Annotated in this window: 19 protein-coding genes and 1 pseudogene; 5 read left to right on the top strand and 15 right to left on the bottom strand. The window is 59.0% G+C overall.

Translation table 11 applies throughout. From position 1 onward, the window contains the following. Positions 1-14 precede the first annotated feature (14 nt). Together TSA66_RS26145 and TSA66_RS10210 are read left to right on the top strand one after the other, a co-directional pair. Complete coding sequence (locus TSA66_RS26145; protein ID WP_232429448.1) at positions 15-1,451, top strand: phosphomannomutase; 1,437 nt, start codon at positions 15-17, stop codon at positions 1,449-1,451. A gap of 288 nt (positions 1,452-1,739) precedes the next feature. Continuing rightward, a protein-coding gene (locus TSA66_RS10210) for an IS3 family transposase (RefSeq protein ID WP_094299003.1) occupies positions 1,740-2,827 on the top strand; the annotation gives its coding sequence in 2 pieces (ribosomal slippage) (positions 1,740-1,989 and positions 1,989-2,827; 1,089 coding nt in all). A gap of 40 nt (positions 2,828-2,867) precedes the next feature. On the opposite strand, the pseudogene TSA66_RS26845 reads toward TSA66_RS10210, so the two are convergent. From TSA66_RS26845 to TSA66_RS10195, 3 genes and pseudogenes are all read right to left on the bottom strand, one after another. Continuing rightward, positions 2,868-3,032: pseudogene (locus TSA66_RS26845) on the bottom strand (IS256 family transposase); the annotation flags it as partial. 127 nt (positions 3,033-3,159) lie between these two features. Beyond that, on the bottom strand, positions 3,160-4,263 hold the full coding sequence (gene gmd, locus TSA66_RS10200) for a GDP-mannose 4,6-dehydratase (RefSeq protein ID WP_084199464.1): 1,104 nt from the start codon (positions 4,261-4,263) through the stop codon (positions 3,160-3,162). A gap of 74 nt (positions 4,264-4,337) precedes the next feature. After that, positions 4,338-5,744 (bottom strand): mannose-1-phosphate guanylyltransferase/mannose-6-phosphate isomerase, encoded by a 1,407-nt coding sequence (locus TSA66_RS10195; protein ID WP_040042422.1) that lies wholly within the window; start codon positions 5,742-5,744, stop codon positions 4,338-4,340. Positions 5,745-5,872: 128 nt separating this feature from the next. Between TSA66_RS10195 and TSA66_RS10190 the strand changes: the two genes are divergently transcribed. After that, on the top strand, positions 5,873-6,694 hold the full coding sequence (locus tag TSA66_RS10190; protein WP_040039921.1) for a symmetrical bis(5'-nucleosyl)-tetraphosphatase: 822 nt from the start codon (positions 5,873-5,875) through the stop codon (positions 6,692-6,694). Here the strand turns inward: TSA66_RS10190 and TSA66_RS10185 are convergent. From TSA66_RS10185 to TSA66_RS10130, 12 genes are all read right to left on the bottom strand, one after another. Beyond that, the gene (locus tag TSA66_RS10185; protein ID WP_052452226.1) at positions 6,673-7,437 is read right to left on the bottom strand and encodes a lysophospholipid acyltransferase family protein; all 765 of its coding nucleotides are present in this window, start codon (positions 7,435-7,437) and stop codon (positions 6,673-6,675) included. The genes TSA66_RS10190 and TSA66_RS10185 overlap by 22 nt on opposite strands. A gap of 9 nt (positions 7,438-7,446) precedes the next feature. After that, positions 7,447-8,733 carry a dihydroorotase gene (locus TSA66_RS10180; RefSeq protein WP_040039920.1) on the bottom strand — a complete coding sequence of 429 codons (1,287 nt, stop codon included), beginning with the start codon at positions 8,731-8,733 and terminating at the stop codon, positions 7,447-7,449. Between the two features lie 3 nt (positions 8,734-8,736). Beyond that, positions 8,737-9,696: an aspartate carbamoyltransferase catalytic subunit gene (locus tag TSA66_RS10175; protein WP_040039919.1), complete on the bottom strand. Its 960-nt coding sequence runs from the start codon at positions 9,694-9,696 to the stop codon at positions 8,737-8,739. Continuing rightward, positions 9,689-10,195 (bottom strand): bifunctional pyr operon transcriptional regulator/uracil phosphoribosyltransferase PyrR, encoded by a 507-nt coding sequence (pyrR, locus tag TSA66_RS10170; RefSeq protein ID WP_094299002.1) that lies wholly within the window; start codon positions 10,193-10,195, stop codon positions 9,689-9,691. The genes TSA66_RS10175 and pyrR overlap by 8 nt, the downstream gene beginning before the upstream one ends. After that, positions 10,182-10,571 carry a Holliday junction resolvase RuvX gene (gene ruvX / locus TSA66_RS10165; protein WP_040039917.1) on the bottom strand — a complete coding sequence of 130 codons (390 nt, stop codon included), beginning with the start codon at positions 10,569-10,571 and terminating at the stop codon, positions 10,182-10,184. The genes pyrR and ruvX overlap by 14 nt, the downstream gene beginning before the upstream one ends. Positions 10,572-10,578: 7 nt before the next feature. Further along, positions 10,579-11,256 carry a YqgE/AlgH family protein gene (locus tag TSA66_RS10160; RefSeq protein WP_052452225.1) on the bottom strand — a complete coding sequence of 226 codons (678 nt, stop codon included), beginning with the start codon at positions 11,254-11,256 and terminating at the stop codon, positions 10,579-10,581. Positions 11,257-11,344: 88 nt separating this feature from the next. Beyond that, positions 11,345-17,224, bottom strand: a complete 5,880-nt coding sequence (locus tag TSA66_RS10155) for a hybrid sensor histidine kinase/response regulator (RefSeq protein WP_040039916.1) — start codon at positions 17,222-17,224, stop codon at positions 11,345-11,347. 90 nt (positions 17,225-17,314) lie between these two features. Next, entirely contained in the window at positions 17,315-19,639 is a 2,325-nt protein-coding gene (locus tag TSA66_RS10150) for a methyl-accepting chemotaxis protein (RefSeq protein WP_040039915.1), read from the bottom strand. A 44-nt stretch (positions 19,640-19,683) separates the two neighbouring features. Next, positions 19,684-20,253, bottom strand: coding sequence for a chemotaxis protein CheW (locus TSA66_RS10145; protein ID WP_040039914.1), 570 nt, complete (start codon positions 20,251-20,253; stop codon positions 19,684-19,686). 7 nt (positions 20,254-20,260) lie between these two features. Then, positions 20,261-20,626, bottom strand: coding sequence for a response regulator transcription factor (locus TSA66_RS10140; RefSeq protein WP_040039913.1), 366 nt, complete (start codon positions 20,624-20,626; stop codon positions 20,261-20,263). Between the two features lie 22 nt (positions 20,627-20,648). Beyond that, positions 20,649-21,050: a response regulator gene (locus tag TSA66_RS10135; RefSeq protein WP_040039912.1), complete on the bottom strand. Its 402-nt coding sequence runs from the start codon at positions 21,048-21,050 to the stop codon at positions 20,649-20,651. Positions 21,051-21,205: 155 nt separating this feature from the next. Continuing rightward, complete coding sequence (locus TSA66_RS10130; RefSeq protein ID WP_040042419.1) at positions 21,206-21,358, bottom strand: rubredoxin; 153 nt, start codon at positions 21,356-21,358, stop codon at positions 21,206-21,208. 96 nt (positions 21,359-21,454) lie between these two features. Here TSA66_RS10130 and thiD point away from each other — a divergent pair, with 96 nt between their 5' ends. Both thiD and hemL read left to right on the top strand, forming a co-directional pair. Continuing rightward, positions 21,455-22,285 carry a bifunctional hydroxymethylpyrimidine kinase/phosphomethylpyrimidine kinase gene (thiD, locus tag TSA66_RS10125; RefSeq protein WP_040039911.1) on the top strand — a complete coding sequence of 277 codons (831 nt, stop codon included), beginning with the start codon at positions 21,455-21,457 and terminating at the stop codon, positions 22,283-22,285. Positions 22,286-22,309: 24 nt separating this feature from the next. Beyond that, on the top strand, positions 22,310-23,593 hold the full coding sequence (gene hemL, locus TSA66_RS10120) for a glutamate-1-semialdehyde 2,1-aminomutase (protein WP_040039910.1): 1,284 nt from the start codon (positions 22,310-22,312) through the stop codon (positions 23,591-23,593). Positions 23,594-23,633 lie beyond the last annotated feature (40 nt).

Genomic DNA, 23,633 nt, shown 5'->3' with positions numbered 1-23,633 from the left:
TGATGGAAGAAAACGTGAGTATTCGCCGTATTGTTGATTTGATAAACGAGTCCGGAGTACGTTTCGGCACAAGCGGCGTACGCGGTTTGGTTTCTGATATGACCGATGAAGTCTGCTTTGCCTATGTCATTGCCTTTCTGGAATCGTGCGCAGGCGCTGCCGAATGCGTCGTGCTGGGACATGATTTGCGCCCCAGCAGCCCAAAAATTTCAGCAGCATGCGCGGACGCAATTCGCAAAAGCGGGCGCGAAGTAACCTACTGCGGAGCACTTCCTACACCGGCGTTAGCCTATTACGCTTTCCACGCAGGCCTACCTGCAGTTGTGGTAACCGGCAGCCACATCCCTTTCGATCGCAACGGCATCAAGTTCTATCGCGCTGACGGAGAAATTTCAAAATCCGATGAGGAATCCATTGCAAATGCAGTGATCAACACGCTGCCTATAACATTGCAGACAACCTTGCCAATAGTTGACTCTTCGGCATATGAAACCTATGTGCAACGTTATTTACAGTTCTTTAAACCCAATGCATTATCCGACATGCGGATTGGCGTGTATGAACATTCCAGTGTGGCCCGAGATGTAATACGTGAAATTCTGGAGGGACTGGGAGCCAATGTGATTCCCTTGGGGCGAACAAACACCTTTGTGCCCATCGACACTGAGGCAGTACGCAGCGAAGACGTTAAGCAAGCCAAGCTTTGGGCAAATGATCATAAGTTCGATGCGATTCTATCGACGGATGGCGACGCGGACCGGCCTTTGATCGGGGATGAGAATGGTCATTGGCTTCGTGGTGATGTAGTAGGCATCTTGTGTGCGCAATTTTTGAATGCGGAGGTGGTGGTCACCCCGGTGAGCAGTAACACTGCCGTAGAAAAATGCGGCCAGTTTAAGAAAGTGGTACGAACTCGCATCGGCTCTCCATATGTAATCGCTGACATGGAAACAGAACTGAACAACAGTGATGCTGTTGTCGTTGGGTTCGAAGCCAATGGTGGCTTTTTGGTCGGAAATGATTTAACGCGAAATGGGCACCGCCTCTCGGCTTTACCAACACGCGACGCAGTTCTGCCTATGCTAGCTTTGTTATGCACTGCTCGCGAACGAGGTTGGAAACTCTCGAGATTAACCGCCTCGCTACCACAGCGCTTTACATTCAGCAATCGACTACAGAGTTTTTCAATAGAATCCAGTCTATCCATTATCGAGCAGCTGCGAGCATCTTCAACAGCGGCTCAGCGGCTAATGGCCCCGGACGCTGGAAAGGTGACACATATTGATAGCACTGATGGGCTTCGAGTGACGTTTACTAGTGGCGACATTGTCCACCTACGCCCTTCCGGCAATGCACCGGAACTGCGATGCTATGCAGAATCGAATAACCAAGAACGAGCGCAACAGCTCTGCGACGATTGCTTAGCACATATTTCGCGTATTCATAGTTAAAAGCGCTCTTTATAATAAATACTTGAGAAGCGGCGTAAGGGTTTGAAGGAGGTCATCGTTGCTGTCCCGGGCCCTCACATTATGCCTGCTGTGATGTGCTCCCAATAAAGAGTGCCAATCGGGATCTAGTAAAGTCCGTTTTCGAAAGGGAGAACGAACGTGAAGAAGCGGTTTACCGACGAGCAGATTATTGGGTTTCTGAAGCAGGCAGATGCCGGGGTAATCCCCCCGAAAAAGAAGCGGATTTGAAAGTAGAATTTTCTCAACATTGAATCGAGGAAGTTTTACATGAAGAAGCCACGGTTTTCGGAAAGCCAGATCATCGCCATTCTCAAGCAAGCCGACGGCGGCACTCCAGTCCCGGAACTGTGCCGGGAACACGGCATGAGCTCTGCACTGTTTTACCGCTGGCGCAGTAAGTTCGGTGGCATGGACGCCTCCATGATGGCGCGGCTGAAGGAACTCGAAGAAGAGAACCGTCGCCTGAAGAAGATGTATGCAGAAGAGCGCCTGAAGGCCGAGATCGTCGCTGAGGCGCTGCAAAAAAAGTGGTAGCGCCATCTCGACGACGCGAGATGGCGCAATGGGCAGTGCAAGACAAGGCTGTCAGTATTCGAGTGGCATGCCGAGCGTTCGGCATCAGCCAGACCTGCTATCGGTATCAAGCGAAGCTGTCTTCAGAGAACAGCGAGATTGCAGACTGGCTGATTCGTCTGACGACGAACCAGCGCAACTGGGGCTTCGGCCTGTGCTTCCTGTACCTGCGCAACGTCAAAGGCTATGTCTGGAATCACAAGCGTGTCTACCGGATTTACCGGGCGCTGGAACTGAACCTGCGCATCAAGCCGAAGAAGCGTCTGGTGCGCGAGAAGCCGGAGCCGCTGTCCGAGCCGACGGCACTCAACCAGGTGTGGTCGATGGACTTCATGCATGACCAACTGTCGGACAGCCGCAGCATTCGGTTGTTCAATGTGATCGATGACTTCAACCGCGAGGGCTTGGACATTGAAGTGGATTTCTCCCTTCCGTCCGAGCGCGTGATCCGTTCGCTGGAGCGCATCATCGAATGGCGCGGCAGGCCTGATCGGATACGTTGTGACAATGGCCCGGAATACGTCAGCGCAGCACTGATGGCATGGGCAAATCGGCGCAGCATTCACGTCGAGTTCATTCAGCCCCGCAAGCCGCAGCAGAATATTTACATCGAGCGCTACAACCGGACGGTGCGTTACGACTGGCTGGCGCACTATCTGTTCGACACCTTCGAGGAAGTACAGGAATTCGCGACCCGTTGGTTATGGACCTATAATCACGAGCGCCCCAACATGGCCATCGGCGGCATCACGCCGAAACAGAAATTGGCCTTGTCCGCTTAGTTTCTACTCTCAGGCCGCTTCAAAAATGGGGGGATTACCCTGCCAGCTGCGTCTTGAGCTGGCCTGTCAAGCCCGATTCGCCGAGAATCGATTCGGCGTCCTTGTTCTGGACTTGCGCCAGCAGTTTATCGATCAGTTCATCCGGAAAAAGCTTCGGCGCCTTCAGTTTCTTCGTCTTCTTGGTCGTGCTCATGGCTACGGTCATGCTGGTTCCCTTTCGGTATCATCTCATGACCTCTTGCATACAAAAAATTTGACAGACTCCTTGACAATGGTACCTCCTGCTACCACCCTAGCCCCTTAGTCCCCCAATTTCAACAAACCACCGTTAATCACTCGTGATAATTAAAAGTGTGAAAGCCGTGCCGCTTAACCAACTCATCTCGCTCTGCTGACTTCAAATCTTCACGAACCATCTCGGCGACAAGATCAGCAAACGCCGTCCTGGGCGACCAGCCTAGCTTGGCCATAGCTTTGCTCGGGTCGCCTAGCAAAGTTTCCACTTCCGCCGGTCGAAAATACTTCGGGTCGACGGCAATAATGCATTTGCCGTTCACGTCATAACCTTTTTCATCACTGCCTGATCCTTCCCAACGGATCGGCATGCGTAACTCTTTTGCTGAAGCGTTAATGAAATCACGAACGCTATGCTGCACGCCGGTCGCAATAACAAAATCCTCCGGCTTGTCTTGCTGAAGCATCAGCCACTGCATTTCGACATAGTCACGCGCATGTCCCCAGTCACGCTTAGCATTCAAATTTCCGAGATACAGGCAGTCTTGCAAGCCAAGCTTGATGCGAGCCAACGCACGAGTAATCTTGCGCGTAACGAACGTCTCGCCACGATTCGGACTTTCGTGGTTAAACAGAATGCCGTTACATGCATACATGCCGTACGCCTCGCGATAATTCACCGTAATCCAATATGCATAAAGCTTGGCGACGGCATAAGGACTGCGCGGATAGAACGGCGTCGTTTCTTTTTGTGGGATTTCCTGCACCAATCCATACAGCTCTGAAGTCGATGCCTGATAAAAGCGCGTTTTCTTCTCCAGCCCCAAAATACGAATCGCTTCCAGAATCCGCAGCGCTCCTAATGCATCTGAATTAGCAGTGTATTCCGGTTCTTCGAATGAAACGGCGACGTGGCTTTGTGCGGCAAGGTTATAAATCTCGTCCGGCTGCACTGTTTGAATAATACGAATCAGGCTTGTCGCATCGGTTAAATCGCCATGGTGCAGCTTGAAGCGCACGTCAGGCTCATGCGGATCCTGATATAGATGATCGATGCGATCAGTGTTGAATAAGGAAGTGCGTCGCTTGATTCCATGAACTTCGTAGCCTTTAGAGAGAAGCAACTCCGCCAGATATGCACCATCTTGCCCAGTTACGCCGGTGATGAGTGCAACTTTGTTTACTTTTGACTTCATTAGCATTGGACTTCCTTGATAAGTTTACCAGTTACGTTAAGGACTAACGAGGGAGCCGTCTTACTAGATGCGCGCTTGTTTCACATCCTTCCGTAGCAATCGGAGAATCGTACGATGTCATCCTCCCCCAAATAACTTCCGCACTGCACCTCAATCAACACGAGATCGGTAATACCCGGGTTCTCCAGCCGGTGCTTCGCGCCGATCGGAATATAGCTGGACTGGTTTTGCGTCATCAGCGTCGTCGTATCGCCCACGGTGATGTTGGCGGTGCCGAAGACCACCACCCAATGTTCGCTTCTGTGGTGATGCATCTGCAGCGACAGCGACTGGCCGGGCTTGACCACGACGCGTTTGATCTTGAATCCCTGTCCCTCGCCGAGCACTGTATAGGTTCCCCACGGTCGCACCGCGGTGCGATGAATCTTGTGGGCCTCGTGCCCGCTGGCTTTGAGCCGGCTGACAACCTGTCGTACTTCCTGGCTCTTGGAGCGCTCGGCGACCAGCAACGCATCCGGCGTGTCGATGACGACCATGTTTTCCAAGCCGATTGCTGCAACCAGCCGGTCCTTGGAATCGATGTAGGTGTTATGGCTGTCGATGAAGATGGCGTCGGAACCATGTACCTTGTTGCCGTTCTCGTCAGCCGGCGTGACGTCGGCTACGGCACTCCATGCACCCATGTCGCTCCAGCCGAAATCGCCTGGAACGACCGCGATATTTTTCGCCATTTCCATGACTGCATAGTCGATGGAGATGTTTTCCAGCCGCGAAAAACTGGTATGCAAGTCGACCTTGTCGCCGTCGGCCTTGGATTCATTCCATACCGCACGCGCGGATTCGTACAAGGCCGGGTTGTAAGTGGCAAGCGCGTCCAAGATAGTGCTAGCCTTGAAGCAAAATATTCCGCTGTTCCAGACGTAGTTGCCCCGCTCCAGATAAGCAATGGCGGTCGCGGCGTCCGGCTTTTCGACAAAGCGCTGCACCGCATTTGCCTGCTGGCTGATCTGGTTGCCCATTTCGATATAGCCGTAGCCGGTTTCAGATGCAGTGGGACGAATGCCGAATAGCACTAGGAAGCCGTCGCGCGCCAGGGTTGCGGCATGTTCAGCAGCCTTGTGAAAGGAGACGGTGTCGGTGATCAGATGATCGGCGGGCATCACCAGCAGGCAGGCGTCCGGGTCTTGCTCTGCCGCCCACAACGCGGCTAACGCAATTGCCGGCGCAGTATTACGGCCGACCGGCTCAAGCAGGTACTGCGGCTTGATTTCCTGACTTGCCAGTTCATTTTGCGAACGCAGGTAATAATCGCGGTTAGTGACGATCAGCGGCGCGCAGTCGCCACACACCGCTTGCGCCCGCTCAACAGTCTTCATCAGCAAGCTCTTGCCGTCGCCAATACGCATGAACGGCTTCGGGTGCGCCTCACGGGATACCGGCCAGAGCCGAGTCCCCGCACCACCGGAAAGAATGATAGGAGTTAACATGATATAAGTGAGCGTTGACGTGGCCGTTGCGGCCAATTGACACTCTCACTTTATAGAGCACGCCCTGCGCCCCCTTATTGTTATTAGACAAATGGCGTGTCTGTTATTTTTCACCAACAACTTTCTGCATGACAATTTACGCAATCGGAGATGTACAAGGGTGCCATGATCGGCTGGAAGAATTGCTGCACGCGATTCGCGCCGCTTCCGCTGAGGCACAATTTATCTTTGTCGGCGACCTGGTCAATCGGGGGCCGCACTCACTGGCCACGCTCAGGCTGGTGCGTTCGCTTGGCGATGCGGCCCGTATCGTGCTCGGCAATCACGACTTGCACTTGCTTGCCGTTGCTCAAGGCATTCGTGCTGCACATCGTTCCGATACGCTTGATGCCATTTTGCAGGCGCCTGATCGCGAAGAATTGCTTGATTGGCTGAGGCGCCAACCATTGGCCATTTTCGAAAACGGCCATTTACTGGTGCATGCCGGCGTCGTTCCGCAATGGACAGCACAACAGACGCTGGAACTTGCGCAGGAAGTCGAAAGCGTCTTACGCGGCCCGCAATGGGTGAGTTTCCTACGGCAAATGTATGGCAATACTCCGGCAAGATGGGACGACAGCCTGCAAGGCGCCGATCGCCTGCGCTGCATTGTCAATGCACTGACGCGCCTGCGTTTCTGCACGGCGGACGGAACCATGGATCTGACGTCCAAGGGAACGGAAACGGAACTGCCGGGCTACATGCGGTGGTTCGAAGTGCCGGGCCGGAAAACCGAGGACGTCACCGTCGTCTTCGGGCATTGGTCGACATTGGGATTGATCATGCGCCCCAATCTGATCAGCCTTGATACGGGTTGTTTATGGGGCGGCAAGCTGAGTGCTGTCTGCCTGGAGGACCGTCGCCCGATTCAAGTCGATTGCCCACAGTATCAGCGGCCGGGCAGCATTTGATGTTCCGGCGCCGCACTGTAGCCGAGCGCCTGTGCAATTGAATCACCGGCGAGGTCGGCAAGTTCGCGGCGATGTGACGCCGCGCCGGTGGGAATCGGCGGCAGCACGATCAAGTGTGCTGTCATTGTCCCCGCACGTAGAATTGTCAGGACGCTCTGCACGAACGTCATGTCATTGATGAAATCGGCAGCCGGATGCAGTTGCCCGCGGGAGTCGACGTAGCGCAACGCAAATGGCTGTACCGGCACTTCGGCTTCGATCGCCGCTTCGAACAGGTTGGCATGAAAAGGCAGCAGCGTTCCTTGCGCTGAGGTCGTCCCTTCCGGGAAGAACGCGACATGCTCGCCGGCATGCAGGCTGGCCACCAATCCCTGGTAAATCCGCCGCACATCCCGCAGCTTGCCGCGCGATATGAAAATCGTGCCCGCCCGTTCGCTCAACCAGCCGATCAGCGGCCAGCCGCGAATATCGGATTTGGCGACGAAACGGCACGGATGCAGAGCGTTAATGACGAAAATATCCAGCCAGGAGACATGGTTGGACACGATGAGCGCACGGCTTGCCTCGCGCACGCCAGCTTCCTCGAACTGCACCCGCACGCCGCACAACGCAAGCAGCCTGACCGACCAGCGCTTGATACGCGCGGTGCGCGCCTGTACGTCAATGAACGGAAAGATCAGCGCACAGGTGCCCAGCCCCGCGAACAGATGCAGCACGATGCGCAGCAAGCGGAAAGCGACCATGCGCGTCGCTCAACGCTCGAACGCGACATGGCCGGCGACGATCGTCGTCGTCGTCCGCCCGGTCAGCTCGTAGCCGAGGAAAGGCGTGTGCTTGCCCTGGCTTGCAAGGGCCTTGGCGTCGACCTTCCAGCGCACCTGCGGATCAAATACGCAGACGTCTGCAACACTGCCGACCGACAGGCGTCCGCTGGCGAGCCCCGTCACGCGCGCAGCATCGGACGTCACTTTCGCGAGCGCCTTCAGCAGCGGCTGCTGCGCTTTGTCGATGCATTCATCGGCCCACCTTAGTGCCAGCGACAGCAGTAGCTCCAGCCCGGTCGCGCCGGGAGAGGCTTCGCCGAACGGCAGCAGTTTTTCGTCGTTGTCGACCGGGGTATGGTCGGAGCAAATCGCATCGACGGTGCCGTCGAGCAGCGCCTTACGGATCGCATCGCGGTCGCGCTGCGAACGGAATGGCGGCGTAACGCGGGCATTCGAGTCGAAGTAGCCGATATCGACATCGGTCAGATGCACGTGATGGGCGCCGACATCGCATGTCACCGGCAATCCTTCCTTCTTTGCGGCACGCACCAATTCGAGCCCGGCCGCCGACGACAGGCGGCACAGGTGAACCCGCACGCCAGTGGCGCGCATCAGTTCGAAAATCGTGTGCAGCTGGATTGTCTCCGAGATCACCGGCACGCCCGACAGCCCCAGGCGCGACGCGACAGGGCCGCTGTGCGCAATGCCGCCGATGCCAAGGAAAGGGTCCTGCGGCCGCAGCCAGACCGTATAGCCGAAGGTCTGCGCGTACTGCATCGCGCGCATCAGGACCGTCGTATCGAGGATCGGGTGATCCGCCTGGGAAAAGCCGATACAGCCAGCCTCGGTCAGTTCGGCCATCTCCGTCAAGGATTCCCCCTTCAGGCCTGTCGTGAGCGCACCGAGCGGATAGACATGGGCCTGGTTCAGGCCCTTGGCGCGATGCTTGAGCATTTCGACCAGCCCCGGCTCGTCCAGCACTGGGTCAGTATCGGGAGGGCAGACCAGACTCGTGACGCCCCCCTGCATCGCCGCCTGCATTTCCGATTCCAGCGTCGCCTTGTATTCGTAGCCGGGCTCGCGCAAGCGCGCGCTCAGGTCGACCAGGCCGGGCGCCACAATCCGCCCGGTGGCATCGATGACCTTGGTGGCGGCAAAACCTGCCGGCGCCTCCCCGATGCCGACCACTTTGCCGGCGGCGATGAACACATCCTTTTGCGCATCGATACCGTTGGCCGGATCGATCAGACGGCCATTCTTGATATGGATTTTCATTGATTAATTTCCCGCCAAAATACTCATCACCGCCATGCGCACCGCAATGCCGAACGTCACCTGCGGCAGGATCACCGCCTGCGCGCCATCGGCGACAGCCGAATCGATTTCGACGCCGCGGTTCATCGGGCCAGGGTGCATCACGATCGCGTCCGGCTTGGCCAGCGCCAGGCGCTCTGGCGTCAAGCCATAGCTCTTGAAGAATTCCTGCGCGGACGGCAGCAAGGCGCCGCTCATGCGTTCATTCTGCAGGCGCAGCATGATGATCACATCAACGCCCTTCAGGCCCTCGTTGATGTCGGTGAAGACGCGCACGCCCATCTGTTCCAGGCCGCCCGGCAGCAGCGTGCGCGGGCCGATTGCACGCACTTCCGGCACGCCCAGCGTGGTCATCGCGTGGATGTCGGAACGCGCCACGCGGCTGTGCAGGATGTCGCCCACGATGGCGACGGTCAGGTTAGTAAAGTCTTTCTTGTAGTGCCGGATGGTGTACATGTCGAGCAAGCCTTGCGTCGGATGCGCATGGCGGCCGTCGCCGGCATTGACTACATGCACATGCGGACGATGGGTATCGACCAGGTGCTTGGCAATCAGGTAGGGCGCACCGGACTGCGCATGGCGGACTACGAACATGTCCGCATGCATGGCGGCCAGGTTGTCGATGGTGTCGAGCAGGGACTCGCCCTTGCTGGTGCTCGATGCCGAGATATTCAGGTTGATCACGTCAGCCGACAGGCGCTTGGACGCGATCTCGAATGTCGTGCGGGTGCGGGTTGAATTCTCGAAGAACAGGTTGAACACGCTCTTGCCGCGCATGAGCGGGACCTTCTTGACTTCGCGGTCGCTCACGCTGACGAAGGACGAGGCGGTATCGAGAATATGGGTGATGACCGCTTTGGGCAGGCCTTCGATGGTGAGCAGATGCTGCAGCTCACCGTTTTTGTTCAATTGCGGGTTAAGCATGGTCCACCGTCAGGGAGAATCGGCCGTCGTCGGCGCGTTGCAGTACGAGTTGTTGGTCATCGGAAAGGGACACGGTATCGGCAACGAAGTCCGCCGCAATCGGCAGTTCGCGTCCGCCGCGGTCCACCAGTGCGGCCAGCATGATCCTGGCCGGGCGCCCGTAGTCGAACAATTCGTTGATCGCGGCGCGCGTGGTGCGCCCGGTGTAGAGCACGTCGTCCACCAGCACGATGGTCGCGCCTTCGACCTCGAACGGAATCTGGGTCGGCTTGACCTCGGCGTGTAAGCCCTTTTCCGCATAGTCGTCTCGATAAAACGAGACGTCGATGAAGCCCAGTCGGTCCTTGAGCTGCAATTCATCGGCCAGTCGCTCGGCCAGCCAGGCGCCGCCGGAATAAATGCCGACGATGGCGGTGTTGCGTGCGTTGGAAAGGCCGGCTTTGACGCGTTGCGCGAGCACCTGGTACAGGGCTTCGGCGTCGAAATCAGGATTCGGCATAGTCATTGAAGTATTGTTGCAAAATGATGGCTGCAGCTTCGGCATCGATCAGCTGGCCGCGCTGCTGGGAAATTACTGCTGAAGAATAACGCTCGTCGACCAGCGCCGTTGCCACGCCAAAGCGTCCATTCAGTTGATTGGCGAAGCGCCGGCACCGCACTGTCATTTCATGCTCGGTGCCGTCTGGATGGCTGGGCAAACCGACCACGCAGGTTTTCGGCTGCCACTCCTTGATGAGCGTGGCAATCGTGGCGAATTTCGCCTCGTTGGTCGGCTCGGAGATCACGATGAGGGGCTGTGCCTGCTTGAGCAAGGTATTGCCGACGGCGACGCCGATGCGCTTCAAGCCGAAATCGAAACCAAGTACCGTTTCCACTCAGGTCTCACGCATGCCCTGCATCGCCGGTCAGCGTTGTCGGGTCTATGCCCAGCAGCTTCATTGCCGCGGTAAAACGCTCTTCGATCGGGACGTCGAAAATAATGGCGGGATCGGCGCGCACGGTCAGCCATCCGTTGCGCACGATTTCGTCTTCCAGCTGCCCGGCTCTCCAGCCGGAACATCCGAGCGTCACCAGCATGCGTTGCGGTCCATTGCCGGCCGCGACCGTTTCCAGCACATCCTTCGAGGTCGTCAGCGCGATCTCGTCGGTGACCTTCATCATCGACGAATACCCACCGTGGGGCGTGTGCAGCACGAAGCCGCGCTCGACCTGCACCGGCCCACCGAACAGCACCGGCTTGCCGCCGAGAGGCGCCCTGCCGGGCACGTCTTCCAGCTTGAGTTCTATGCGCTCGAACAACACGTCCAGCGTCATGTCGGTCGCCTTGTTGATGATGACGCCAAGCGCACCATCGGCGTTATGCTCGCACAGGTAGATGACCGTGCCGCCGAAGATGGGATCGAGCATGGACGGCATTGCGATCAGAAAATGATCGACGAGATTGAGTTCAATCGCGGGACTGGCTTCGGACGACGAGGATAAATCGAGAGTATCCCGGGAAGATCCGGGTGGGGAGCGGAACGAGCCGATTTTGCTCGCTTTCTTGCTTGCTTTCACCATAATAGCCATTTTAACAGTTTTGGCAGCGGCCCCTTGAAAAACAAAGGCCCGCAACATCGCGGGCCTTTGTCCACGGAGGAAACCGGCGTTACGCTACCGGCGTCTCCTTGTTCACATATCCGGCGATCAGCCTCAGCAACTCCTCTTCCTGATAGGGTTTGCCGAGATACTCGTTGACGCCGAGTTCCAGCGCATAGTTCCGGTGCTTTCCCGCAGTGCGCGAGGTGATCATGATGATCGGAATATGGCGCGTGCGTTCGTCGCCGCGCACGTTGCGCGTCAAATCGAAGCCGTCCATGCGTGGCATCTCGATATCGACCAGCATTACATCCGGCGTCACCGATTGCAAGTGCTCCAGTGCGTCCACGCCGTCCTTCGCCAGCACGACCTGGTAGCCTTCGCGCGTCAGCAGGCGTTGCGTTACGCGCCGCACCGTCAGCGAGTCGTCCACCACCATCACGATGTGCTGGCGGCGCAATCCCTGTACCGGTTCGGATCGCGGCACCAGCGGCGCAGGTGGAGAGGGATCGTGCGGCGCCATTTCCGCAATCGCCCCCATGCTCGCCGGGGCATCGGAAGCAAGAATGCGCGGTGCACGCATGTTTTCGTGCGCAGCCCGCAGCGCCAGCGGGACCGGGTTGAGAATCAGCACAATATCGCCGGAACCGAGCACGGTCGCACCGGCAATGCCGATCAAGCGCGCCAGTTGCGGGCCGATATTCTTGACCACCACTTCACGGTTGCCGACTACCTCATCGACATGGATCGCCACGCGGTCACTGCCGCTCTTGAGGATCAACAGCGGCGAATAATGCTGCGACACCGGTGAAGCCGCCGTGTCGCCCAGCAGCGCCGGCAGGTAGTACATCGGCACGCGCACGCCCTGCCACACCACGACGCCATCGTTATAGGCGGCCGCCAGCGCATTGGTCTTGAGCTGCTGCACCTGTTCCACCAGCACCGACGGCACCGCATAGATCTTGCCGCCAGTGGAAAGCAGCACGACCTGCGTCACCGCCAGTGTCAGCGGCAGGTGAATCGTGAACCGCGTACCCGTGCCCGGCTCGGACCATGTCGATACCCGACCGCCTAGCGCGGCGGCTTCAGACCGGACCACGTCCATGCCGATGCCGCGCCCGGCAAGCTCCGTCACCTGCTCGGCCGTGGAAAAGCCCGGATGAAAAATGAGATCACGCACTTCATCGTCGGACATATCGCCATCGCTGGCCAGCAGGCCGACGTGTTTGGCCTTGTTACGGATGCGATCGACATTCAGGCCCTGGCCATCGTCCGAGAACTGGATGACGACCTCATTGCCTTCCTGTCGAATTTCAACCAGCAATTCTCCGGTCTCGCTCTTTCCAGCTGCTCGGCGCGCCTCGCGCGACTCGATGCCGTGCGCGACCGCGTTGCGCAGCAGGTGCTCGAACGGACCGGTCATTTTTTCCAGCACGCCTCGGTCGATTTCCACGGCACTGCCGCGAATATCGAGGTTGACGCGCTTGTCGACCTCCTTCGCCGCCTGGCGCGTAACGCGGAACAGTCGCTCCGAAATACTGGCGAATTGGACCATGCGTACCCGCATCAGGTCCTGTTGCAATTCGCGCGTCAGTCGCGCCTGAGTGATCAGGTCGCCGGCGGCGCTGTCGAGCGTGCGGGACAGGTTATGGTGCACCGACCCGACGTCATTGACGCTCTCGGCCATCATGCGGGTCAGTTCCTGCAGGCGGGTGAAGCGGTCGAACTCGAGCGGATCGAATTCCCGGTCGGCAGACGATCCCATATGCGAAGCAATCTGCGTTTCCGCCTGCATTTCGATTTCGCGCAACTGGTCGCGCAAACGCGATACGTTATCCGTCAGCTCGGACAGCGACTGACGCAGCGTGCCGACCTCCGTTTCCAGCTTGGAACGGGAAATGGATACCTCACCGGCCTGGTTCACCAGACGGTCGAGAATGTCGGCGCGCACTCGGACAAGTTGTGCAGGCGCTGCGGGCGTGGCGACGGCGCGCGCAGTCGCAATGGGCGTCGGCGCAACCTTGCCTGCCTGTAACGGCATCAATGGCGCCAGCACGACCGGCTCATGAACCGCCGACTTGGCTTCGTCTGCAACAGGCGAGGCTGGCGCCGTCTCGATGACGGGCGCTGGCGTCGCTTGCGGATTTTGCAAATGCTCGAACATTTGCAAGCCATGGTCGTAACGCACCAGCAAGTCTTCCAGCGCGATCGCCGACGGCGCACCGAGATGCATCAGATTTTCGACGCGCGTTTCCATGTCGTGCAAATGCTGGCCGAGTCCCATCGCCCCCGCCATGCGCGCACTGCCTTTGAGCGTATGCAACTGACGCAATAGCGACTGCGGCAGCTCGCCATTGGATGGCTGCTCTTGCCAGGACCTCAGCACCGATCCCATCTGCGGGAAAATGTCCCGGCCTTCCTCGAAGAATACCGGCAGCAGATCGGCGTCGAGTTCATCCTTGAGCGCCGCCTCGCTCGGCGCGCCGCTTTCACCGGCAAAAACAGGCTCGGCAAAGGGTGCGACTTCCGGCTCGGGCTGTGCAGACAACACGGCCGCTGGTTCATCCTGCGGTTCGGGTTCGTCGTCCCTTTGCAGGGTGTCGACGCCGGTGCGCTGCTCCGAGCGCTGCTCGATATCCTGCTGTACGCTGCGCAGAAGGCGTGCAAATTCCGACTGGTACGCCGGCATTTCTCCCAATGCGAACGTTTGCAGCATCAGCTTGAGTCGCTCGACGCTTTGTTCCAGTGCATCGAATTCATGCGGCAGCAGGCGCACCGGCTTGCGGGAAAGCAGTTGCAATACCATTTCCAGCGCATGCGCCGCTTCCTGCAGCGAGGTAAAGCCGACGGTGGCGGAACTGCCGGCGAGCGAATGCGCGGCATGTACCGACTGAATGCTGACTTCGCGCTCCGGTTCATGACGCCATTCGGCCATGTCCTGCGCCAGGGTTCTGACCAGTTCGTCCGTCTCGGTCAGGTAGATGTTGTACAGCGGGACGCTGATTTCCAGGTCGCCAATCCGCTTGACGGTATCGTTCGGCTTGACCTCGGGCGCCTGCAGGGTCGGGAATTCGATGACTTCCGCAATCGATGCCACCGGCGCCAAGGCGTTTTCCACCACAGGAGGTTGCGGTGGCAGACTTTCGCTCACCGCCGGCTCGAACATCGCCAAATCGGCATCGGACAACTGGATCTCTTCCGCCACCGGCAAGTCCGGCAAGGTCTCCGGTACCGGCTCGGCGAAGCTTTCCGCCACAATGGACGGCGCATCGTCGATGCCGTCATCCGACAGCGCCGGTTCAACCTCCACATCCGGTACCTCTTCCGTCGTCATGACCGGTTCCGACACGAATGTCGGTAACGGCTCGGATGCAGGCACATCGGCCGGAGCCTCGTGTTCCACGGCCAGCGGCGTCGCCGCGCGGTCTTCGAACACGAAGCCCCCGCCCTCCTTCATTCGCTCGGCTGCAGCCACCAGCGCGTGCTGAGTTTGGCCCGACTTTCCATACTCCTTCAGATCCTGCACCCAAGCGGCGAGAATCTCAGCCGCTTTTTCCAGCAATGCATACAGGTCGGCATCCCCGCCGCGTCCATCCGCCAGGCGCAGGTTCAGTACTTGCTCGATGCTCCATGCGGCTTCACCGAACGCAACCAGTCCGACCATGCGGCTGCTGCCCTTTAAGGTATGGAAGGAACGCCGCAACGTTGTCAGATGTTCCTGGTTGTGCGGCGCATTGCGCGACTCTGGCAGCGTCTGGCGCACGGCGCCCAGCACTTCTTCCGCCTCCAGCAAGAAGATTTCGAGCAATTCGGCATCGATCGCTTCATCGCTGGCCGGCGTCACCACCGGCGGCAACGTCGGGGCGGACGCCGCCGGTGCTGGCGTGGTCGCCGAGATGATCTTGGCCAGCGCTTCCTGCGATGGCTGACAATCCAGGCTGCCAAGGAGCTCGATGCCGCTTCGCGCCTGATCGGTCGCCTCCGGCATGTCGATCAGCGCCGCGTCGAGCCGGATCTGCTCCAGCGATTCCTTCAGCTGTTCCTGCAAAACAGGGTTGTCCGGTTGCTCCGTGAGCGACTTGGCCAGTTCGGCGGTCTGGCGCTGGTGCTGCGCCAATTCATTCTCCACCGTCAGTATCGGCACCTCCGGCTCGGACGACGCTGCGGGCGCTTGCGGCACCTCCACGACGAGCTCGGTGTCGTCTGCAGCTGGTTTGGGTTCGATCAGATTTGCACGAAAGGAGCAGCTCCGGTCATCGAACGAAAAACGCTTTTTCGCGCTGTCCGGTTGATGTTGTAGCGTTTCGATGAAAAAGCTGAGCGCGCCGACGTTCTGCGCCACCTGCTGGAATTCCTGCTCGGCCGGCGGCTGTACATCACCAGCTGCAAAGCGCTGTACTGCCGATCGCGTGTGTTCGACCGTGCGCGCCGCGTCTTCCTGATCGAGAACGACCAGTGCGCCTTCAATCTGGTGCAGCACCGAATCGAGCTGGCCCAGCGGATCGCGTTGCGATGGGTCCCGGAAGAATTCGTCGAGCATCTTCTCGACCTGACGCAGACTGGCTTGCATTTCACCCGCCAGCGCCGCGATGGTTTGCCGCTGCTGCGCCTGGCGCGACATGTCGTCGAGCCAGGGTGCGGATTCGGCCAGCGCCTCGCCCGACACGACGGCAAGCAACCTAGCTGTCATCGCATCGGCACGCTCGGCGAAGTTTTCCTGCAAGCGTCCGATGTTGTTCAGCGAGTTTTCAACAAACAGCAAGCTGGTTGCCATTTCCAGACCAAGCGCTTCCCCCGGTTTGGCATGCGCGGCATGGCGCGCGATGCCCTTGAGTTCGCGCAGCAGTTTGGTCAGCGAGGGGGCGTTCAGCTTGGCACCGGCATCGGCCAGCATGCGCATCTCGTGTTCGAACGATTCCGCCACGCTGACATCACCTCCGGCAATCCGGTTCCAGATGTTTTTCGCCTGCGACAGCCGCTCCTTGGCTGCGGCCAGGGCGTCGACGTCGATCTGACCGTAGCGCTTCTTGTCGTAGTCGGCCGGCACCATGCCGTCGAGCCTGTAGGCGGCACGGATCTGTTGCGCGCGCGGTGATGGATTTTTCGTCTTCGCGATGAAGAACAGCGCGTCGCGCAGCAGGCGCTCGGTGATGCTCGACGAGCCTTGCGACAGGCGTCGTAGTTGCAGATTGATGCGGGCAAACAGCTGCTTGACGTAGATTTCGTTCTGAATCTGGCCCGCCGCCACCGCTTCCGCGAAGCCGTGCATCACCCACCAGAAACTGCGAGCTTGCTGCTGGCCTTGCATGCATTCAATTTCGCCGACCAGCTCGCGCATGGCGGCCGCAGTGGCGCGCTCGGCGGCGGGATCCGAACTTTTCAGGAACGGCAGCAGCGCTTTCTCGAAGCGCTTGCGCATGCCCACATACTGCTCGGGCGAAGCGGCATTTGCCGGCTCAGTGATTGGCAGCTGCGGGCGAATCGCGAGGTTGGGGAAAAACAGGTCGGCCGGATGAATCCGCTCGGCGCCGCGCGCTTCCAGCAACGCGCGGTAATACGGGAAAAGGCGTACCGGCTGATGCGGCATGCCAGACAGGAGCTCGTCGAGATACTCGATCAGGGCCGTGTAACCGTTGCCGATGGCATCCGACAGCGCCGAACTAAGCTCCAGCTGACCAGCATCGACGCGGTCCAGTAAATCCTCGACCGTTTCGGTAATGATGGCCACGCCGTCGACATCGACGATCTGCAACGCGCCATGTGCCTGATGCAGATAGGTTTTCGCATGGCGCAGCGATGTCGCCCGGGATTCCGCATCCTGCGTTACTGCTTCGTGCAGCGCGGTCTTGGAACGGTTGAGTGCTTCGCGAATCTCACCCATCACCCAGGACAGCGGCCCGGCATCGAAGTCCCGGGCGCCTTGTGATGAGGCGGAAGAAGGGGTAGTCATGACTGCCTCGCGGGTTCAAAAAGCGGCGCGCCGAAACGCGCGCCGCCAAGCATCACTAGAGAGCCTATGCAGGCCGACAATGGATCGGAATCAGGCCGTCACGCGGAAACGCGACACCGAATTCTTGAGCTCTTCGGCCAGCTTGGACAGCTCGCGAATCGACTCTGCCGTCTGCTGGGTACCCTGCTGCGTCTGCTCGGTCACCGTCAGGATGTTTTGAATGTTTTGCGCCACGCCGTTGGCGGATGTCGCCTGCTGTTCGGTTGCGGCGGAAATGCTCTGAATCAGCTCTGCCAGGCGGTTCGACACGCTGCGGATCTCGGACAGCGCGGCACCGGCCGCGTCGGACAGCTTGGCACCTTCCACCACGCCCTGGGTCGACTTTTCCATCGCCGCCACCGCATCGTGCGTGTCGGTCTGAATCGTGCGCACCAGCGCGCCGATCTGCTTGGTTGCCTCGCCGGAGCGTTCCGCCAGGCGCTGCACCTCTTCGGCCACCACCGAGAAGCCGCGGCCAGCTTCGCCGGCGGACGCCGCCTGGATAGCTGCATTAAGCGCCAGCACGTTGGTCTGTTCGGTAATGTCGGAAATCAGCTCGGTGATTTCGCCGATCTCCTGCGACGATTCGCCCAGGCGCTTGATTCGCTTCGAGGTTTCCTGGATCTGCTCGCGGATTTCGTTCATGCCCTTGATCGCGTCTTCCACCGCCTTCGTGCCTTGCTCCGCAGCGCTCACCGACTGGCGCGCCACCTCTGCCGATTCGTTGGCGGACTTGGAAACATCGGTAATCTGCGAAGCCATTTCAAGCACCGCCTGGCCGGTTTCCTGGATTTCACGCGACTGCTTCTGGGACGCGACCAGCAACTCGTTGGAAATGTTCTGCGCCTGGTTGGATGCGGACGTCACCTGCTCCGCGGTCTTCGTGACGCGGCCAACCAGGCCGCGCAGCTCTTCCACGGTGTAATTCACCGAGTCGGCGATCGCGCCGGTAATGTCTTCCGACACCGTTGCCTGCACCGTCAAGTCGCCGTCCGCCACTTCCTGCAATTCGTTCATCAGCCGCAGAATCGCCGCCTGGTTCTGGTCATTGGCGCGCTTGGCTTCCTCTTCCTGGCGCAGCGCTTGCAGACGCTGCTCTTCCGCTTCCTGACGGCGCTGATCCGCTTCCTTGGTACGGTTGCGGCTGTCCTGCAGCAGGACCAGCGCGGTTCCGACCGCGGACGTCAGCGCCAGCAGCGCGAAGCCCATCATCAGCCAGAACGACCAGTGCGACGAGTCTTCCTCCGCGCGATAGGCCTTCTGCAGGTTGGTGATACGCTGCTTGAGGCTTTCGTTCTCGGCAAAGATCAACTGCTCGGACTGCTTTGCCGCGATGAAGTTTTGCAGGTTGCCGAGAATGGACGCCACCGACTTCTGATATTCCGCGAATGCGTTTTTCAGCTCAGTCAGCTTTTCACGCGTATCCGGCTCAGTGGTGGCGGCCAGGCGCAGCACTTCGCTGCCGTTCAAGAAGCCTTCGGTAATGTCGCGGAATGTATTGGTATCCTTCCCCAGCAAGAACGCGGTTTCCGGGTTCACGCCTTCCGAAGTGAGGAACTCGTTGGCGCTGCGGCCCAGACGCTGGGTCAGCATCACCAGCTGGCCGGCGGCCGAAATTTCGCGCGGCGAAGCGCCGGCTTGCACCTTGAGCGTTGCGATCTGCTCGGTCAACTCCAGCAGCACCGGCGACAGCTCATTCAGCTTTTGCAGAGTCGTGCCGAAGCCTGTCAATTCCTTCTTCATTTTCAGGATGGTCTCGGCGGCCTTGTCGGAGCTGCTCCAGACTTTCTGGGCATCCTTCAGCATCGCTTCCATCTCGGCATTGGGCCGGTCGATATCGCGCCCCTGGTACTCGCCGCCCTTGGACAGCACGGTCAGGTCGCGATTGAATTCCTTGCGGCTTTCCTCCAGCTGCTTGAACGCTTCCGGGTTGCCCTGGATCGCGTTCGGTGCGGCCTTACCGATACGCTGAGAGTGCATCAGCGCGTCACCTGCAATCTGGGTCTGGGTCGACGCCAGGATCGAATGATTGGAGTTGAACCAGACGAAACCGCCACTCAGCACCAGCGAACCGCCCAGCATCATCAGCAGGATACGGACCTGCTCCTGCAATGGCATCGCGCCGATGATCGGCAGGCGGATATCGCCCGTCTTCTGCAGCGCATCGCCGATGAAGGTCGCATTCGGATTGCGCATGACAGTCGTCGGCCCGGACGCCGCGCTGCCGGTGCTGCTTTCCATTGTTGCGTCGTGCACCATGCCAGTGGCAAGCCCTGCATGATCGCCGGCTGCATCAGGAATGTATCCCTGCGTAGCGGCTTCCGCAGCCAGTCCCCCTTTGTTACCTTTGGAAAAGAACGGAAGATTAAACGCCATCACTGAGTCTCCTAATTGTTATTCGGCAGCCGGTCGACAATGGGTTACAACCCGACATGCAAAAACCGTGGATCTTGTACGATGAAAGAAAGATTGAGTTCTGTCCAGACGTGCGCATCGCGGTCGACATAGCGTTGCGTCGCCCAGGCAATATCGGCACCGCCGGATTGAGACGTCATGTCGGCCACGTTGCGCAAGCCCATGACACGCGACACCAGCAAGCCGCAGTTGAAGCCGAGCGCCGGGGCAAACGCGACGATCCGGCTTTCCTTGTCGATCGGTGTGGGCGGCATGCCGCTAAAGTGCGCGAGGTCAACCACGCTGATCAAATTACCGCGGATGTTGGTCAGGCCCAAAAACCAATCCTGCGTCAGCGGCACCTTGGCAATGGTGCCGACCGAGACGATTTCGCCCGCTTCCTGCAGGTTCAGCAGCCAGCGGCTTTGTCCGATCATCACGCCGAGTTGCCGGGCTTGCGACGTCGCGCCGCTGGTAGCAGCCTGCATGCGCTCCACCAGCTGCGTCTGGAATTCACGCAAACGGGTGCGGCGCGCACCGGAATCGGCCATCTTAGACGCGAGTCCTGAGTTCAGATCCGAAGTGGATTGGGTCATGGGAGACCTAGCCGAGCGCGGCGATTTTCGACAACAATTCCTGCGGGTCGACTGGCTTGACGATGTAGTCGCGCGCGCCTTGGCGCAAGCCCCAGATGCGGTCGGTTTCCTGGCCTTTGCTGGTGCAGATAATGATCGGCACGTTTTGCGTTTCCGGATCTTTGGCGATGGCGCGCGTGATCTGGAATCCGTTCTGCCCCGGCATCACGACGTCCATCAAAATCAATTGCGGCTTGTCCGCCTTGACTTTCGCCAGAGCTTCTTCGCCGTTTTCGGCGGTGGAAACGGAAAATCCGTTTTTTACAAGAATATCTGTAAGGAAATAGCGCTCGGTGGGGGAATCATCAACCACGAGAATTTTCTGTATCGGCATTTTCAACCTTCATGTCGAGAAATTACTTGGCAAGCGCTTGAGCGGTGTATTCGCGCACCGTCTTGAGCAAACTGTCCTTGGTAAAGGGTTTGGTGAGATAAGCGTCGGAGCCGACCATCGCTCCGCGCGCACGGTCGAACAGTCCATCCTTGGACGACAGCATGATGACCGGCGTGGAATGGAATTTCGCGCTTTTCTTGATCAGCGCGCAGGTTTGGTACCCGTCAAGACGCGGCATCAGGATGTCGCAAAAGATCAGGGCTGGCTTGTGGTCGTTCATTTTGGCGAGGGCATCGAAGCCATCGTCGGCAAGCACAACCTGGTAACCGGCCTGGCCCAAGAAAATTTCTGCGGAGCGACGAATCGTACTGCTGTCGTCGATCACCATGATCTTGAGACTGGCACTATCCGCTGATGTTGTCATGACGTAATCCCAGTAAACTTCTGCCCAATATACGGCGCAACTGTAACAAAAAGCAAGATGCTTTAAAACAAGGTGTTACTCTCAGTTACGCCTAACGTGGCTTTTATGCGAAAGTTAACAGAAAGACAACGTTAATTGCTGCAAAGCGTCAAAGCTTAAATGGCGACCATCTCAAAATCTTCTTTGCGCGCGCCGCATTCCGGACAAGTCCAATTCATCGGCACATCTTCCCAGCGCGTTCCCGGTGCTATTCCCTCTTCCGGCAAGCCGGCCGCTTCGTCATAGACCCAGCCGCAAATCAGGCACATCCAAGTCTTGTATTCGATCTTCGTTTCGTTGTTACTCACAGTTGACTGCCCTTCAATCAAGTAAAATGCAAAGTCGAATATCTTAATCTACCGGCCGTGCAAAACCAAACTTCCCCCCTCATTCTGACTTTCGGCGCCACCGATCCGATCGGCGCGATCGGCATACAGGCGGACCTCGCGTCATTCGCGGCAATGGGATGCCATGGCTTGTCGGTCGTCACGTCGCTGTTGATCGGCGACACGGCGCGCGTCGAAGACATCCAGATGATCGACGCTGACTGGGTGGCCGATCAAGCCCGCATCGTGCTCGAGGACATGCCGGTGACGGCATTCAAGGTCGGTACGCCGGGCAGCATCGAAAGCGTCACCGTGATCGCGGAAATCGTGTCCGACTATCCCGATATCCCGCTGATCCTCGACCCGTTCATCTCTGCCATCCCTGATCAGGGGCCGGACAGCGAAGACATGCTGGTCGCCATCCGCGAACTGCTGATTCCGCAGACGACGCTGTTCCTGGCATCGGCCGTGGAACTGTCGCGCCTGGCCGAAACCTGGCGCGAGCCGTCCGGTGAAGACATGCTGCCGCTGGACGTCATGCGCCTGATCGACATGGGTTGCGAATACGTCTTCGTCACCGGCACGCCCTCCGACGTGCATGACGTGGCCAACTCCCTGTTCGACGAATCGGGAATGCTGCGCCAGGATAGCTGGCAAAGATTGCCCGGTTCCTTCAGCGGCGCCGGCAGCACGCTGTCGGCGACCATTGCAGCAATGCTCGCCAACGGTGTCGATGTGCCGGAAGCGGTGTTCGAAGCACAGGAATTCACGCATGCGGCGCTATCCAATGCGCACCGCCTCGGCATGGGCAAACTCACGCCCGACCGCTACTTCTGGGCGCGCGAGCCCGACAGCGACTCAACTCAGTAACTTCCTCTCACCACCCTATTTAATATGACATCAAGGAACGACACCCTTTTTGCACGGGCGCAGACCAGCACCCCGGGCGGCGTCAACTCGCCGGTACGAGCATTCCGCTCGGTCGGCGGCACGCCGCGCTTCATCACGCGCGCCGAAGGCCCCTACTTCTGGGACGCCGACGACAAGCGCTATATCGATTACATCGGATCGTGGGGCCCGGCAATCGTTGGCCATGCGCATCCCCACGTCATCAAAGCAGTACAGGATGCGGCTGCGCGCGGACTGTCCTTCGGCGCCCCGACCGAAGGCGAGATCGAGATGGCGGAGGAGATCTGCCGCATTCTCCCTTCAGTCGAGCAGGTGCGCCTGGTGTCATCCGGCACCGAAGCAGCCATGAGCGCCTTGCGCCTGGCGCGCGGCGCGACTGGTCGCGACAAGATCATCAAGTTCGAAGGCTGCTACCACGGCCACGCCGACTCATTGCTGGTGAAGGCCGGCAGCGGGCTGCTCACCTTCGGCAACCCGACTTCGGCAGGCGTGCCGGAAGACTTTGCCAAGCATACGCTGGTGCTCGACTATAACGATGCGCAGCAACTGGAAGACGTATTTGCGAAGATGGGCAGCGAAATCGCCTGCGTGATCGTCGAACCGGTGGCCGGCAACATGAACCTGGTGCGCGCAAAGCCCGAGTTCCTGCAGGCGATGCGCCGGATGTGTACGCAGCACGGTGCCGTGCTGATTTTCGATGAAGTGATGTGCGGCTTCCGTGTCGGCCTGGGCGGCGCGCAGACCTTGTTCGGCATCATGCCCGATCTGACGGTGATGGGAAAAGTGATCGGCGGCGGAATGCCGGTGGCGGCTTTCGGCGGGCGCAAGGATTTGATGAAGCACCTGGCTCCGTTCGGCCCGGTCTACCAGGCGGGCACCCTGTCCGGCAATCCGGTGGCCGTGGCGGCCGGCATGGCCACGCTGAAACTGATTCAGGCTCCGGGCTTTTACGAATCCTTGTCGGCACAAACTGCCAAGCTGGCACAAGGCTTGTCGGCAGCGGCAAAGGATGCAGGCATTGCGTTCTGCGCCGACTCGGTGGGCGGCATGTTCGGCCTGTATTTTGCGCCAAGCATCCCGGGCAGCTATGTCGAGATGATGGCCTGCGACAAGGCCAAGTTCAATACATTCTTCCACGCCATGCTGGAACTCGGCGTATACCTCGCGCCGTCCGCCTTCGAAGCTGGATTCGTATCGGCGCAGCATGACGATGCGGTGATCGATGCCACCGTTGAGGCTGCGCGCAAGGCGTTTTCCTCGCTGAGCTAAGACGGCTCTTCAGATGTCCGCGCATGCAACGCGCGGACAT

The organism is Noviherbaspirillum autotrophicum, assembly GCF_000818395.1.
GTDB lineage: Bacteria > Pseudomonadota > Gammaproteobacteria > Burkholderiales > Burkholderiaceae_D > Noviherbaspirillum > Noviherbaspirillum autotrophicum.
This window is presented reverse-complemented; position numbering and strand designations above follow the sequence as displayed.

Bases quoted from the DNA above. Each gene is read 5' to 3' on its own strand.
- TSA66_RS10190 (WP_040039921.1), top strand. From the start codon at position 5,873: ATGACAATTTACGCAATCGGAGATGTACAAGGGTGCCATGATCGGCTG.
- TSA66_RS10175 (WP_040039919.1), bottom strand. From the start codon at position 9,696: ATGCTTAACCCGCAATTGAACAAAAACGGTGAGCTGCAGCATCTGCTC.
- pyrR (WP_094299002.1), bottom strand. From the start codon at position 10,195: ATGCCGAATCCTGATTTCGACGCCGAAGCCCTGTACCAGGTGCTCGCG.
- TSA66_RS10155 (WP_040039916.1), bottom strand. From the start codon at position 17,224: ATGACTACCCCTTCTTCCGCCTCATCACAAGGCGCCCGGGACTTCGAT.
- TSA66_RS10130 (WP_040042419.1), bottom strand. From the start codon at position 21,358: ATGTGCCTGATTTGCGGCTGGGTCTATGACGAAGCGGCCGGCTTGCCG.
- gmd (WP_084199464.1), bottom strand. From the start codon at position 4,263: ATGCTAATGAAGTCAAAAGTAAACAAAGTTGCACTCATCACCGGCGTA.
- TSA66_RS10140 (WP_040039913.1), bottom strand. From the start codon at position 20,626: ATGCCGATACAGAAAATTCTCGTGGTTGATGATTCCCCCACCGAGCGC.
- TSA66_RS10145 (WP_040039914.1), bottom strand. From the start codon at position 20,253: ATGACCCAATCCACTTCGGATCTGAACTCAGGACTCGCGTCTAAGATG.
- TSA66_RS10195 (WP_040042422.1), bottom strand. From the start codon at position 5,744: ATGTTAACTCCTATCATTCTTTCCGGTGGTGCGGGGACTCGGCTCTGG.
- TSA66_RS10185 (WP_052452226.1), bottom strand. From the start codon at position 7,437: ATGGTCGCTTTCCGCTTGCTGCGCATCGTGCTGCATCTGTTCGCGGGG.
- TSA66_RS10160 (WP_052452225.1), bottom strand. From the start codon at position 11,256: ATGGTGAAAGCAAGCAAGAAAGCGAGCAAAATCGGCTCGTTCCGCTCC.
- TSA66_RS10135 (WP_040039912.1), bottom strand. From the start codon at position 21,050: ATGACAACATCAGCGGATAGTGCCAGTCTCAAGATCATGGTGATCGAC.
- hemL (WP_040039910.1), top strand. From the start codon at position 22,310: ATGACATCAAGGAACGACACCCTTTTTGCACGGGCGCAGACCAGCACC.
- TSA66_RS10180 (WP_040039920.1), bottom strand. From the start codon at position 8,733: ATGAAAATCCATATCAAGAATGGCCGTCTGATCGATCCGGCCAACGGT.
- TSA66_RS10150 (WP_040039915.1), bottom strand. From the start codon at position 19,639: ATGGCGTTTAATCTTCCGTTCTTTTCCAAAGGTAACAAAGGGGGACTG.